The organism is Chamaesiphon sp. VAR_48_metabat_135_sub, assembly GCF_031418915.1.
GTDB lineage: Bacteria > Cyanobacteriota > Cyanobacteriia > Cyanobacteriales > Chamaesiphonaceae > Chamaesiphon.
Genome location: NZ_JANOJV010000308.1, coordinates 14,554 through 29,313 on the forward strand (window position 1 = coordinate 14,554; position 14,760 = coordinate 29,313).

General features: G+C 45.4%; 13 protein-coding genes and 1 tRNA gene. 10 read left to right on the forward strand and 4 right to left on the reverse strand.

The features are described from left to right. Positions 1-58 precede the first annotated feature (58 nt). Complete coding sequence (locus RMO55_RS21085; RefSeq protein ID WP_310430005.1) at positions 59-250, reverse strand: hypothetical protein; 192 nt, start codon at positions 248-250, stop codon at positions 59-61. Between the two features lie 98 nt (positions 251-348). Here RMO55_RS21085 and lpxD point away from each other — a divergent pair, with 98 nt between their 5' ends. The 8 genes from lpxD to RMO55_RS21125 all read left to right on the forward strand — a co-directional run bounded on the left by lpxD (position 349) and on the right by RMO55_RS21125 (position 8,873). Continuing rightward, positions 349-1,383 carry a UDP-3-O-(3-hydroxymyristoyl)glucosamine N-acyltransferase gene (gene lpxD, locus RMO55_RS21090; protein WP_310430007.1) on the forward strand — a complete coding sequence of 345 codons (1,035 nt, stop codon included), beginning with the start codon at positions 349-351 and terminating at the stop codon, positions 1,381-1,383. Positions 1,384-1,888: 505 nt separating this feature from the next. Beyond that, positions 1,889-3,577, forward strand: a complete 1,689-nt coding sequence (locus RMO55_RS21095; RefSeq protein WP_310430009.1) for a mechanosensitive ion channel — start codon at positions 1,889-1,891, stop codon at positions 3,575-3,577. Positions 3,578-3,774: 197 nt separating this feature from the next. Continuing rightward, positions 3,775-3,981 carry a hypothetical protein gene (locus RMO55_RS21100; protein WP_310430011.1) on the forward strand — a complete coding sequence of 69 codons (207 nt, stop codon included), beginning with the start codon at positions 3,775-3,777 and terminating at the stop codon, positions 3,979-3,981. A 104-nt stretch (positions 3,982-4,085) separates the two neighbouring features. Further along, entirely contained in the window at positions 4,086-5,090 is a 1,005-nt protein-coding gene (gene ccsB / locus RMO55_RS21105; protein WP_310430013.1) for a c-type cytochrome biogenesis protein CcsB, read from the forward strand. Between the two features lie 190 nt (positions 5,091-5,280). Further along, complete coding sequence (locus RMO55_RS21110; RefSeq protein WP_310430015.1) at positions 5,281-6,216, forward strand: KGK domain-containing protein; 936 nt, start codon at positions 5,281-5,283, stop codon at positions 6,214-6,216. 220 nt (positions 6,217-6,436) lie between these two features. Next, positions 6,437-6,793 carry a dihydroneopterin aldolase gene (gene folB / locus RMO55_RS21115; RefSeq protein WP_310430017.1) on the forward strand — a complete coding sequence of 119 codons (357 nt, stop codon included), beginning with the start codon at positions 6,437-6,439 and terminating at the stop codon, positions 6,791-6,793. Between the two features lie 150 nt (positions 6,794-6,943). Further along, a complete protein-coding gene (locus tag RMO55_RS21120; protein WP_310430019.1) occupies positions 6,944-8,437 on the forward strand; it encodes a DUF697 domain-containing protein in 1,494 nt (497 codons plus the stop codon). 280 nt (positions 8,438-8,717) lie between these two features. Further along, complete coding sequence (locus tag RMO55_RS21125; protein WP_310430021.1) at positions 8,718-8,873, forward strand: hypothetical protein; 156 nt, start codon at positions 8,718-8,720, stop codon at positions 8,871-8,873. Between the two features lie 30 nt (positions 8,874-8,903). Here RMO55_RS21125 and RMO55_RS21130 read toward each other — a convergent pair whose 3' ends face one another. Continuing rightward, positions 8,904-9,758, reverse strand: a complete 855-nt coding sequence (locus RMO55_RS21130; RefSeq protein ID WP_396134445.1) for a lysophospholipid acyltransferase family protein — start codon at positions 9,756-9,758, stop codon at positions 8,904-8,906. A gap of 211 nt (positions 9,759-9,969) precedes the next feature. On the opposite strand from RMO55_RS21130, the gene RMO55_RS21135 reads away from it, so the two are divergent. Beyond that, positions 9,970-10,042: transfer RNA gene (locus tag RMO55_RS21135), tRNA-Phe, on the forward strand. Between the two features lie 119 nt (positions 10,043-10,161). Here the strand turns inward: RMO55_RS21135 and RMO55_RS21140 are convergent. After that, positions 10,162-10,791 carry an alpha-ketoglutarate-dependent dioxygenase AlkB gene (locus RMO55_RS21140; RefSeq protein WP_310430025.1) on the reverse strand — a complete coding sequence of 210 codons (630 nt, stop codon included), beginning with the start codon at positions 10,789-10,791 and terminating at the stop codon, positions 10,162-10,164. Between the two features lie 550 nt (positions 10,792-11,341). On the opposite strand from RMO55_RS21140, the gene RMO55_RS21145 reads away from it, so the two are divergent. Then, on the forward strand, positions 11,342-14,200 hold the full coding sequence (locus RMO55_RS21145) for a pitrilysin family protein (protein WP_310430027.1): 2,859 nt from the start codon (positions 11,342-11,344) through the stop codon (positions 14,198-14,200). 118 nt (positions 14,201-14,318) lie between these two features. Here the strand turns inward: RMO55_RS21145 and RMO55_RS21150 are convergent, their stop codons facing one another. Beyond that, on the reverse strand, positions 14,319-14,672 hold the full coding sequence (locus RMO55_RS21150) for a Spx/MgsR family RNA polymerase-binding regulatory protein (protein ID WP_310430029.1): 354 nt from the start codon (positions 14,670-14,672) through the stop codon (positions 14,319-14,321). Positions 14,673-14,760 lie beyond the last annotated feature (88 nt).

Consider the following 14,760-nt stretch of genomic DNA (forward strand, 5'->3'; position numbering starts at 1 on the left):
TTGGGGTGGGGTAGGCTTTAGGTTTTAGGCTTTGGGCTTTGGGGAATAATTGGATTTGTCAACTATCTACTGATTTCCTACTTTGCCACCACAAGAAAATCGCCATAGCACAGGAGGGTAGAAATACGGCAGTTATGACTATTCCAGTGGTCGGTACTGGAGTTAAACTTTTACCCAGATAGTTAATCGCGATCGAGATGGCGACAGATGGTAATAACATTTTGAGTAATAGTCCAATTTGGTCTGACACTGAAGTTAGGGGTTAGGGAGTTAGGATTCGGGGATAACCTTTACGACTTACGACTTACGACTTACGATTTAACTTTAATCTCTACCCTCGAATTTATAATGAAATTTAGCGAACTGATAATTAAACTAGGTTCGGCTGTCAAAGCTAGTAGTTTAGGGACAAATGGCGGTCTCGATCCGATCTTAACTGGCTTGGCACCGATCGATACAGCGGCATCTGGCACAATTAGCTATATCGAGGGAGATAAATTCGCCAAATTTGTCAGCAGTACGTCAGCAAGTGCTTTAATCTTACCGATGAATGAGGCGATTCAATCGCAAGCGATCGATCGAGGAATTGCCTGGATTGCTGCAAGCGAACCGCGATTACTTTTTGCCCAAGTCATCAAACTATTTTATCAACCATTCCGACTTCCCGTGGGAATTCATCCGAGCGCGATCGTGGAAACTGGAGTCGAACTAGGAGAAAATGTGTCGATCGGTGCCCATGCGGTCATTCAACCTGGCGTAAAAATTGGGAATGGTGTAGTCATTCATCCGAATGTGGTCATCTACCCTGATGTCTCGATCGGCGATCGAACAATCCTTCATGCCAACTGTACCATTCACGAACGAGTATCGATCGGTCGCGATTGTGTCATCCACAGTGGGGCTGCGATCGGTGCAGAGGGGTTTGGATTCGTGCCGACTGCTACTGGATGGTTCAAGATGGAACAAGCGGGTTATACGGTCTTGGAGGACGGTGTGGAGATCGGTTGCAATAGTACGGTCGATCGGCCAGCAGTGGGTGAAACTCGGATCGGACGAGATACAAAGCTAGATAACTTAGTACACGTCGGACATGGTTGTCAGATTGGTGCTAATTGCGCTCTCGCCGCTCAAGTTGGGTTAGCTGGAGGCGTGAAAGTTGGCAACCAAGTCCTACTTGCTGGACAGGTTGGAGTAGCCAATCAGGTGACAATTGGCGATCGCGCGATCGCTTCATCAAAAACAGGAATTCACAGTAACGTCGATCCAGGCTCAATCGTTTCAGGTTATCCGGCAGTTTCCCACAAACTCTGGCTCAAAACTGCCGCGATCGTTAATCGATTACCAGAAATGTATCAATTCTTCAAACAAAGCCAACGGGGTTAATTTAAAATGGTTAATTTTATGGATGCCATTCTTAAGGAAGCGTGGTAAGCTACCTCTGTGTTGTAATTAGCCAATCAGTGAAAAGTAGAAAATATCTAGCTTTATTCCCTGTCGCTAACTGCTTCCAGGCATTTATAAATATGTACTTTTGTTGCACGTTAACAGTGACCGATCTAATTGTTTGAAGCTAACCGATCGGTAATATAGTTAAATAAATTTTAACTAACGATTGTGCTGGTCAGCACAGTTTCTAGAATCAGTAGATTTCGGGATAGTTTATTTAATCTGTAGCAACTAATCGATTGTGGTAATGTTGCATCCCAGCTCTGGGAGCACCATTTAAGTCTGCCGCAGACAGCAATCGCTCGAAACCACAGCAGGAAAATGGCAGCTTTTACAACCCTAATATTCCCTGCCCCGGGTGATTGACGATCGCCGACGTGCAAAATTATTTTCTGCCTCACACACAGTCCGCTCTGGCATTCACTATTCACATGGCAAAAATATGAACGAAACTTGGCAACTCATCAGTGCAGTACCTGGAACTAGTCAGCTTATTGCTAAAAATTGGCTAGTCGCTCAGGTAGCAGTACCAACCAGTGTCACCACCAATTTTTCCACAACTGGAGTCGAAAATTTTGTCAAGCAAACTGGTGGCACAATCGGAGCCTTCTTACCCAGTTTACTCGGTGCGGTAGTTACATTATTTGTCGGCTGGATCGTTGCATTCGTTGTATCGTCAGTCGTGCGTAATCTACTCAAACGTACCGAACTTGACGACCGACTGGGTAACTTGGCAACTGGTAACTCTGGCTCTTCTAGATCGAATATGAATACAGAAAAATTAGTCGGGGACATCGTCTTCTGGCTAATTTTTCTATTCGCCCTGCTCGGCTTTCTCAACGCCCTCAACTTAACAGTTGTCGCGCAACCACTCAACAACGTCTTGAACCAAATTCTGGCTTTTGTGCCGAAATTGGCTTCTGCGGCTGCCTTGGGTGCGATCGCCTGGTTATTGGCAACAGCAGTCAAAACGATCGTCGTTCGCACCGCTGGAACCGTTCTGCCAGCGATGTCCCGTCGATTAGCAGTTGGGGAAAATCAAGTTCTCCCTAGCGAAACATTAGGCAACGCACTTTACTGGTTTGTCTTCTTATTTTTCCTCCCCGCAATTCTTGGAGTTCTAGAGCTACAAGGCCCACTAGCACCAGTCCAAAATCTGTTAAATGATATTCTCAGCGCACTGCCAAATATCTTTAAAGCAGCACTAATCGGGATTGTCGGTTGGTTTGTGGCGAGAATCGTCCGCGAGTTGGTAACTAACTTACTGGCTGCGGCAGGAACCGAGAGATTAGCTACTAAAATTGGCTTGAATCGAGCTGCGCCAGGTCAATCTCTCTCTGGATTGTTAGGCACTATTGTCTACTTGATGGTGTTAATTCCCACTGCGGTAGCCGCACTGGATGCACTTCAGATCCCCGCGATTTCTAGACCAGCTACTTCAATGCTTCAACAAGTATTGAATACTATTCCTCAAATTCTGACAGCAGCGGGAATTTTAGCTGTTGCTTATGTAGTGAGTCAGTTTATTGGTGATTTAGTTACTAACTTACTCAGTGGCTTGGGATTCAATAATATCTTCCAAGCACTAGGACTCAATACCCTACATCAAACTACCACTACCACTACTCCTCCGGATAGTTCCAGTGTATCTACTTCTCGCGGCACGATCGTGCCTAGTAGTACCAAGCGGACTCCCTCTCAGGTGGCGGGCTTAATCGCTCAGATCGGAGTGATGATTGTCGCCGCAGTAGCGGCTACTGGCGTGTTAGGAATTCCCTCACTGACTCAACTAGTTGAAGGTTTACTCCTAATCTCTGGACAAGTTCTATCTGGAGTTGTAGTTTTTGCAATCGGTCTATATCTCGCAAATCTAGCGCAGAAAGTAGTCAGCAGCTCGGGTACTCATCAATCAAAAGTACTCGGACAGATCGCTCGGTTGGCAATTATCGCGTTTGTTGGTGCGATGGCATTACAACAGATGGGGATTGCTGCTAGTATTGTCAACTTAGCTTTTGGTCTATTATTGGGCGCGATTGCGGTGGCGACAGCGATTTCCTTTGGTTTGGGCGGTCGCGATGTTGCGTCCGAACAGCTACGGGATTGGATGTCAGGATTCCGTGACAAACGCTAATCTCAATTTGTAATTTGATTTTATAAAAAGTCAGAAGTCAGCTTTGGATGCTGGTTCCTGACTTTTTTTGACCTAAAAATTGAGTTCTAATTTGCCCCGATCTCTACTCCCTAAAGCCTAAAACCTAAAGCCTAAAGCCTAACTTCAGCCAGTTGAGTTAAAATACTCCTAAAGTTTTGAATTTTTGATTAGAGACAGTGGAAACTAATACGATTAACTGTAGTGAAGTTTGTAAGGATGGCTGTATTCAACCCGATCGTTGTCAGAATCAAACTCATATCCAGTCAGCTTCCAAATTTATTAATGAAACTTCCTTAGATAAAATGCATGAAATCGCTGAGGAGGCGCGGCGTAAAAAAATGACAGCTCCCCCAGTATGGGTAATTCCTGATTGGCAGGATTAGAATTATTTTTTCAGAAAGTAGGTTAGTGTTGGCGATGGCCTGTCGTAGGCACAGCGTAACGCACCAGAACAGAGTTCGATCGTTCAAATTTATCAAATTATTATATGAACTTAGTTTCTCTCCAAAATCAACTGGATAATCTCTCCTTCGGCATCTTGCTGCTGACAATGCTGATTTATTGGGTTGGTGCAGCTTTCCCTAAAGTGCCGTTTTTGCCCAACTTGGGGACGACTGGAATGGCGGTCGCGAATCTGTGTATGGCAACATTATTAGGCGCAAGATGGATCGAAGCTGGTTATTTCCCGCTGAGTAACTTATACGAATCGCTATTCTTTTTGGCGTGGGGTATCACCGCGATGCACCTGTTTGCCGAATCCATCAGTCGCAGTGCGCTGGTTGGGGTGGTAACTGCGCCTGTGGCGATGCTAATTACCGCATTTGCAGCCTTGACACTACCTGGTGATATGCAGGCATCAGCACCGCTAGTCCCTGCTTTGAAGTCTAACTGGTTGATGATGCATGTCAGTGTGATGATGTTATCTTATGCCACCTTGATGGTGGGATCTGTACTGGCGATCGCTTTCTTATTTATCACACGCGGACAAGAAATCGAGTTACGCGGTAGTTCCTTTGGTGGGAATGGTTATCGATTGACTAGTAGTCTAGCTACTCAAAATGTTGCCGCAATTAGCTCTACCGAACCCATGACACTCGGTATTGATTCAGGAACGACGGCAGTATTAGAATTGCCCACAATGGCAGCGACAGCGATACTATCACCCCAACGATTAGGGCTGGCTGATACACTCGATAATATTAGCTACCGGATTATTGGCTTGGGATTTCCCTTGCTGACGATTGGGATTATTGCTGGTGGCGTTTGGGCAAATGAAGCTTGGGGTTCTTATTGGAGTTGGGACCCGAAGGAAACTTGGGCATTGATTACGTGGTTGGTATTTGCGGCTTATCTACACTCACGGATTACCAAGGGTTGGCAGGGACGGAAACCGGCAATTTTGGCAGCAGTAGGTTTTGTCGTTGTCTGGATTTGCTACCTGGGGGTTAACCTGCTCGGGAAAGGACTACATAGTTATGGCTGGTTCCTATAAGTGTTTGGGTATAATTAAGATAAGTCATCAGTTCTAAGTCGTCAGTAATGGTGGGTCGATCGACATTTACTCCCACCCATGCTGTCTAAATTTAGTGACTTTGACCTGCTTAAGATATTTTTGATGGGATTTATTATTAAGAATATTTACAGTATTTTATAGATATTTAATATAATCATTGGAGCATATCATGACCGATCGCTTTGAGTCATTGGAAAATGGAGAAGTTATCTCAGTTCAACAGGAAATAGACGTGTTAAGTGGGCAGCGTACTTTTAGGGCGGGCGAGTTAAATGATGCCATTAAAAGTTATTTAGCAAATGCGATCGCTGGTTGGAGTGAAGAGAAAAATGGTTGGTTTACAGCTCAAGGAATCGACTGTGAGGCACTGAGATTTGGCTCCAATGGTTGGCAAAAAGGTCGGATTAGATTATGTTTGGAATTTTGTCCGGACGAGCCGAATACAACCGCGCAGAATGCTAGTAATCGCAGCATACCGCTCGTTAATACCACCGCAACAGCTCCAATGGTGAGCGTACCAGTGACACATACTAACGATCCGGCCAGTGGGGTATCTGTCTATCAGGAGGGTAGTCTCAATCGATCCTCTCATGATGAAATTTTCCCAACAACAATCTCTGCTAATACTCCAGAAATTACCCCACATGGATATGAAAGCCCGACTGAGATCCCTGTAGCTGGAATTGCGGCAGTAGGTACTGTGGCTGTGGCAGCAGCGATTGCTAGTGTCGCTCGAGTCGAAGCCAATACCGATCAGGATCTGACGATCCCACACCTAGCCGATACGGTATTGGAACTAGAAGAGCATCATCCCGATTCGAGTGCGACCCCAAGTGGCGGTTTGGATGAAATTGCTTTTGACTTCGATCGATCGAATGACAGTCAGGGTAGAATGATTCCCAATGGTTTGATGGAACTGGATCTCACTGATTTAAGCCTAGATTTTTCCGAACAGGATCTGCTCGGTTTTGAAGCCACTGGCATGTCAGATCCATCAGAAGAATTTGTAAATCTTCACGATCTTGATAAACCAGAAAATTCGGGGATGTTAATCGATGAAGTTTGGAATGAAATGAATCAAGGCAATTGGCCTGGAATAAATTAGTGAATAGTTGATTAAAGCATTGATTGTTCGAGCGACTACCGCAATTCTATTTGAGTTCTTGTTAGCAACATTAACTCGTAGGGGCGGTGCTGTCTTGTCGTTTTTTATGCTGGGGGAACCCCCGAATAAAAACGCCGCTTCATGCCCGCCCTTTAGGGATTAAGCCTCTCATTTAGGATTTCTGTAATGCTAATGCTAGTTTTTTACCGATCGATAATGTATGGATTTTATTCAGTTAACGGGGATTCGTTGTTATGGCTACACGGGGTATTTGGAGGAGGAGCGATTTTTAGGACAATGGTTTGAAGTCGATCTCCGCATGGGGGTGGATTTAGCTCCTGCGGGTCAGAGCGATCGAATTGAGGATACACTCGATTATCGGAGTGTCATCGCTGCTGTTAAAGAAATCGTTTCAACTGCTAAATTTGCCCTCGTCGAAAAACTGGCTGAGACAATTATTAACACAGTCCTAGATTTCGATATGGTTCAGCAAGTCGAGTTGAAGTTACATAAGCCAGCCGCGCCGATTCCCGATTTTGGTGGCAAGATTACGATCGAATTAACTAGACGAAAGTAGGTTTTAGGTCTTAGGTTTTAGGTCTTAGGATTTAGCTATAAACCCACAGTGCCAGTCATTACTTACGAGTTATGAGTTACTTTAACTTTGATGTCGATCGGGATTCCACTCGATCGAATCTGCCGAGATCGGGTAGGCTAGAGATGAGAATTGTCACTTTTTAGCGTCAAATTGACGGAGGCATCTATGACTGGAGGATTGCAGCGGCCGCTTTTAATTGGTGGGATCGGACTCACTCTAGGTTTGTGGGGTTTGGATAGTATCTCTCACAGCCTCTCTGGAATGGGCGATTTATTCACACTGGGGGCGATTGCCGCAGGGGGTGGTTATTGGTGGTACAGTCGGCGCGGAGATCGGGTTCAAGTGCCGCTAGCTAAAGTAGATATCAATCGAGCGACACTCGATCGCATCCTCAGTCAAGTAGAATTGGTCATCGGTCAACTAGCAATTGAAAGTCCAAACTCCGTCAAAATCGATCCACTTCAGCAACAATTAACCCAAGTTAAGACTAATTTAACTCGACCCGATCGACACATTGCGATTACTGGTGGACAAAGAGTTGGGAAAAGCAGCTTGATGAAGCTACTCACCACCGAACCAGTACCTTCGGCGACACCACTCAAATATATCGAAACACCAGCCTTATTTACTAGTGGTGCAGAGAGTAACGCCGCAGACTCGAGAGCCAAACAACTCGCACTCAACGCCGATTTAGTACTATTTCTCACCAATGGCGATCTGACTGCTACCGAGTATAAATATCTCACCGAACTTCACCAAGCCCATCAGCGGGTAATATTGTTACTCAATCAAGCCGATCGATACTTACCCGACGAACGTAACCTAATTCTCCAGAAACTCCAAGCAACTATTGCTGGTACGATCGGATCTTCAGATATCGTCGCCACGAGTACTGCACCTGCATCTGTAAAAGTCCGCAAAATTCAAGCAGATGGTACCGCAGTAGAAACTCTAGAAACACCCCCAGTCGAGATCGGTAGTCTCAATCACCAACTTACCAATGTCCTCGCTACCGAAGGCGAAAAAATGTTATGGGCGACCACTTATCGTCAAGTAGCTGGAGTCCAATTTTCAGCCAAAACCGCATTAAATACGGTCAGACGCGATCGATCCTTACCACTAATCGAGCAAAATCAGTGGATTGTCGCTGCTGCTGCCTTTGCAAACCCCTTACCCGCACTGGATTTACTCGCTACTGCTGCGGTTAACGCTCAAATGGTCATCGATTTAGGTGCCATTTATCAACAGAAATTCTCCCTCGAACAGGCGCAAGCCGCTGCGAGTGCAATGGGTAGTGTGATGCTCAAATTAGGCTTAGTCGAACTTTGCACCCAAACAGTCGCTGGATTGCTCAAGACTAATGCAATTACCTTCGTCGCTGGCGGATTGGTACAAGGTTTAAGTGCTGCTTATCTCACTCGGATTGCTGGTTTAACTCTCGTCGAATATCTCGAAGCCCAAGATATCGTCGTCCCCGAATCCGCCCGCGCCTGGAATCTCGATTTGCTCGGTAATACCCTCCAGCAGGTCTTCCAAGCGAATCAAAGAGTTGCTTATAAAACTGTCGTCAAGCAAGGAATTGAACGCTTACGGCCCGACGGAGCAGCCGCTCAGGTGGTTTAGATTCCCATTCCCACAATAATCGCACAATTATGACGATTTCTACTTCAGTAAATACCGAACCGTTATTAATTGATGTTAGTAAGGGCTTGTAAAGAAACAACTTCATGTTTTGAGACTCAAAACTTTTCCTTGTGGGAAAACTACCGATCGAAACCATGAGCTTATTTTCTTACAGCCCCTAAGGCAGTCCTTCAAATCGATCCCGAACAGTTCGATCGTTTATGTACTGGTCAATCCATTTCTCCGACTTGAATTGACCAGTACCGGAGAACTTATTGTCATGGCACCTATATTCGGTGAAAGTGGGAAAAGGAATCTTAATTTATCAGCTCAAGTTTGGTATTGGAATCGACAAAATAAACTAGGGGAAGTATTTGATTCTTCAATCGGTTATGACTTTACCGCAATCGATGCTGGTAAGGCTTCACTCCCATGAGGACGAATTAAGGTCAGGAAGTTGTGAGTTTCACTGCTTTTTTTCTAATACCAATAGATCTAACTCCGCCTGCATCTGCTGTTCGACGAGAGTATAGCAGGCATCAACATAGTCTCGATCGTTCGCAGCACTCCGTCCATAACGGCTAAATTCGATCGGTTTACAGATCCGAATGTGGATGCGCGTGGGCAATGGTAAATTAGGTAATGGACCAAATGCAATCCCCCAGGGTAAACCCAAGTAGACAGGGAACACGATCGGATCGATGCCAAATAGCCACGGCATTCCTCGATCTCGCAGTTGCTGTAAAATTGGGTAAAGATCTGTCAAGACAATCAGCCCATCATGAGCACCCAAAGACACTACAGGGACGATCGGGGCATGTTCCCGCAAGGCAACCTTAATAAACCCCTTTCGTCCAGCCAACTCAATTCGATGTCTCTCACTGTGAGGACGAAACACATCCTCAGCACCACCAGGATAGACTAAAACAGCCGCATCTCTTTGCAGGGCTGCCATTGCCATTTTGGGATGAGCAACTACCGCTCCAGCTTGAGCAGCTAATGTAGAGATCGGCCCAAAATATTTCCATACACCAGGGTGTGCCAATCCGTAGGCGGGGCGTTCCACGCCATAACGACAAAACCAGTCATACATCAACATGAACATGTCTGGCGAGGCTAAACCCCCATTGTGGGACCCCACGACCAACATCCTGCCTCGATCGGGAACACGATCCCACCCATCGGTTGTAACCTGGAAATAGTAATGGTATAGCCATTCCCACATTGGCATAAATATCTCGCGGATCGCTTGCGGATCGCGATCGTCCAACGACCAGCCATCATACTGATGATCAGGGTTTGGCGTGGGTGGATCGATCAGGTGCTGAAAAAAGTTTAACAATTGTCGCAAATTGGTGATGAACAGGGCTTTAGACCACAATTTTTGACTGTAGCTAAATTATCTTCATCGATCGTACCAAACAAAGACTAGAATCGGGAATAGTCAATTTTCAACAATTTTCTTTTGCCTATTGCATAATCAGCTAATATTTGTTATATTAGTCAAGTTGCCAAATTTAAATTAGCAATAAGCCGGGATAGCTCAGTTGGTAGAGCAGAGGACTGAAAATCCTCGTGCCCGGGGTTCAAGTCCCCGTCCTGGCATTACGTGTACTAGCATTTGTGATTTAGCTATCGCTAGGTCAGTGCCTTCAAAGTGGATGTTTTCCGTTTTTCAGGGGTATCCACAGATCGGTTTCGCTTTTAATTACAGGAACGGTCTCTTATTGAATAATTCTAAATGTGAGATTGATTCTGGGCGTAACAATCTTGGCTGTTTTGGCGACTTGATGTAGCCAGTGATGCTGAGTTGGACCTCGCATTAATAGGAGGCTGCCATGAGTAAGATCGATATCAATTTTTTGACTTTTATTTTGCTTGTGTTTGAAAGAAAAGCGGCGAGTGGAGCCAAAACTGACGGAACCAATAATGGGATTTTGTCCTAGTTCTGATTCATCATCACTATGCCAAGCAACACTATTTGTCCCATCACGATAAAGATTTAACAGCACGCTATTAAAGCTAACTTCTGCCGTTTTCTCGATTCGTTCTTTGATCTGAGATAATACCGAAATCCAAGGACTGGGATGTTGCACTATCCCTGAATAGGTATAAGATTTTCCTTCGTCCCCATACCATGCTGTCAAACGGGGAAGAGGCAAATACTTGCCAAACATCTGAATTTTGTCTTGCCGCCATTTAATACAAGAATTAAGCTCTGAAAATAATTTATCACTTTCATCCGTACTAAAAAAGTTACTGTAAAAAATAACTTCACCATCTATCGATACGATCTCCTTTTCCTGGATGATAATATCTTTGCGGTCGATTGCGGCTGCTTTAAAATCAAACATGTTCATTTGCTGATGCATCTGTTTGCGGCTGTTCTTAGACTATCTAGTACTCGGCGGCGTAAATAACAGTAATATTTTGGGCAAAGGGGGGATCGGGGAGCGAAAAGTGCTGATGGTCGGGTGACCCGCCCAGTGGTCTTGGGGTTTCCCCGTCTTGTCGTTTTCTTATTCGGGGGTTCCCCCCGAATAAAAACGCCGCAAGTGGAGCACCTTTTCAAGACAGCGTGATTAGAAAAAGGACTGAATGGTGGCTTTATTTCTGCCGCCCAATACTAGTGGAAATACTCATTTCTAGTCTATCCGATCGGGTCAGAACCGAGTGCAAAAACTTAGCGGCAATAGCTTCAGCATTTCTAGCTGCTAGCGATTATCTGATGAAGGGCTTCTGCTGCGACAGCCGTTTCGCCAACACCAACGACTAGACGAAAAGGATAGAATACAGTTACAGCCGATTGGACTATTGTTTGCATTCAGCCTTCGATCGTAACGTCAGAGCAGGCTGTCGATTACAATCTATTTAGTGCATCAAGTGCAGATATTTAGTGAAAATATGTTGAACATTAGAGACTTTTGGGTAGCATGGCGGCGGTATCGGTTTGGAATGTTGTTATTTAGCGTGTGCTTGAGTGCAATCTTAGCATCACCGCAGGTAGCGATGTCTACTCAGCCAGCCGGAACAGTGGACTCAACTGTAGCTTCAGAGGTTGTCAAAAAACCGATCGTCAAGCCAAGTAAAGCTCCGACAGTACCTGCGACTAAGAAATCAGCCAATCCTAGCACAAGTTTAACTGCAAACGTCAAGAAAACTGTTCTAGAGAATGGTTTGACCATTCTGACGAAGGAAGTACATAGTGCTCCGGTCGTGACGGTTCAAGTCTGGTATAAAATTGGTTCTCGGAATGAAGCTCCTGGCGTGAACGGAATTGCACACCAGTTGGAGCATATGTTATTCAAAGGAACGAAAGATCGACCGATTCAGTTTGGGAGATTGTTCGCAGCTTTAGGTAGTGATTCTAATGCTTTTACTAGCTACGATCAGACTGCTTACTATGGTACCGTTGAAAAGAATAAACTTACCAGTTTATTGACGCTGGAAGCAGATCGGATGGAAAATTCAACGATCGACATTGATAAACTGACTGGCGAAAAGCGGGTAGTAATTTCGGAATTGCAGGGCTATGAAAATAGTCCGAGTTATCGACTCGATCGAGCCGTCAAACGTGCGGCTTTTCCGAATACACCTTATGGGTTAACTGTTGGCGGTACCAAGGCCGATGTCGAGAAATTTACGGTCGAACAGGTGAGGTCTTATTATGATTCCTACTATGGACCGAATAATGCCACGCTAGTAGTTGTTGGAGACTTTGATACAGCCAGTTTGATGACCAAAGTACTAGAGACATTTGGGAAAGTCCCTCGCCGCGAGTTAAAAGTCGCTCAACCGACAGTTACCGCAGCCACAACTACCGCCGCACCCAAACGTCGGCTCACGCTCAAAGAACCAGGTAGCACCCAAATTGCTAGTGAGGTTTATCCCCTCCCTGATGCTAACCATCCCGATGTCCCCGCGATCGACGTGATGAATTACGTGCTCACAGAAGGACGCAGCTCGCGGATGTATCAATCGATCGTTGAAACCGGAGTCGCGACTAGTCTCGATGGTGGTGCGTCAAATCTGGCTGGTGGCGGTTGGTATGAGATTTCCTCGATCGTTGAAGTCGGTAAATCTTTACCCAAATTAGAAGCGGCGATTAGTAAGGAAATTAAACTCATCCAAGCCAAACCACCCACCCCGCTGGAAGTTTCCCGCGCCAAAGCCCAACTCAAAGCTGGCTTTCTCCTCGCCAATCGCGGGATCGATAGTCAAGCCAGACAACTCGGAAACGACCAAACCACCACTGGCGACTATCAATTTACCGATAAATATCTCGCGGCAGTCGATCGTGTCACCCCTGCCGATGTCCAACGGATGGCGAAAAAATATCTCCAAGAAAGTCAAAAAACCATCGGCTACTTTCAACCCACCAAAATTACTGGAGCAACCGCATCAGCAGGTAAAGATGGTAAAACAGTCGAAAATCACAGCCCAGGGACACCTGTAGACCCCGCTGAACTGGCTCAATATCTCCCCCCACTCGATCCAGACACCGCCAGCCAAAATCAAGCCTTACCCCAAGAGGTGAAGCTCAAGAATGGGCTGAGGGTATTCTTACTCCCCGATGCGAGTACGCCGACAGTGACGTTGACTGGGAATATTCAAGCGGGAACAGAATATGACAATCCTGACAAAGCTGGATTGGCAAGTCTGACAGCCACAAATCTGATGAGTGGGACGAAAACTCAAACAGCACTGGCGATCGCCACAACATTAGAAAATCGCGGTTCTGGACTGGGATTTAGTGCTAGTCGGGAAGGTGTCAGCTTGGGCGGTAATGCTCTTTCTAAAGATTTACCAATCTTGCTTCAAACTCTGGGTGATGTCCTCCAAAATTCCAATTTCCCCACATCGAAGGTCGAACTCAGTCGTCAACGCGCCTTGACTAGCCTAAAACTGGAATTGGATAGTCCGAATGCGGTAGCACGACGCAATTTCCAGCAGACGATTTATCCCAAAAATCACCCCTTTACCATTTTCCCCACAGCCGAAACGCTCAAGGGTTTGAAAGTAGCAGATCTTCAAAGCTTTTATCGTCAGCATTATCTACCGAGCAATACAATCCTGGCGATCGTCGGTGACTTTAATGTACCCCAGGTGAAACGCTTGCTCGAAAGTAGCTTGGGTAAATGGGCGACTACAGCTAAATCAGTCAAACTCAAATATCCAATTGCTAAAATACCCGAACAGCAGGTGCAAGTTAATCCCTCACTTCCAGGTAAAACTCAAGCAATTACCTTGATGGGCAATACGGCGATCGATCGGAAAGATCCGCGCTACTATTCAGCCTTGGTGTTAAATCAAATCCTCGGTGGCGATACCCTTTCCAGCCGTCTGGGTACCGAAATTCGTGACAGACAGAGTTTAACCTACGGGATTTATAGTAGCTTTGCTGCTGGGAAACGTCAGGGTACTTTTATTATTTCGATGCAAACCGCGCCAGAGGATGCTCCCAAAGCTCTAAAAAGCACGATCTCTCTGTTGAAGGATCTACAGGCTAAGGGTGTAACTGCAGCAGAAGTTGCCAACGCCAAACGCAGTATTTCGAGTAACTATACAGTCGATCTTGCCTCCCCTGACGAGATCGCAGGGGCGACGTTAGGTAATGCCGTTTATGGCTTGAATCCTAATGAAATCAGTGAATTTCCCAAGAAAATTCAAGTTGTGACATTAGAACAAGTCAACAAAGTTGCCAAGGAATTAATCCAACCCGATCGATTGGTTGTGGTTACCGCAGGACCACCGAAGAAGTAACAAACATTAGTTGATAGTTGATAGTTGATAACTCACACTAGTTAGGATATATTCAGATCCCCGACATCTGGCGAGAAGTCGGGGATCTAGCCTCTAGCAAATTTTCTAACCGTTGAGGTTAATCAGTTAGCAGTTCTTGAATTTCTGCAATATTCCGAAAACCAACGGCGATCGCGATGCCATCTTTGACAAAAATTGGACGCTTTAAAAGCATCACATCATCGCTAAAAGCATTCACCCATTCTGCTTCAGTCCAAGTATCTTTAATCTCGTCGAGAGATCGATAGGATTGTCCTGAGGTATTTCGCATTGGTCGATTGCCTAATTTCTCGACCCAACTAGCAATTTGTTCTAAGCTAGGTGGTTGTTCTTTGGTATTAATGAATTCGTAACTAATTCCCTGTGCATCTAGCCATTGCAGAGCTTTTTTGCAAGTGCCACAGGTGGGGATACCATAAACTTGAATTGACATATATTGGGAAAATTAAGAATTACGAATTAACAGGTTGTAGAGACGTTATGAATAAATAGTGATAATCTGGATAGCGCGAACACTGGCC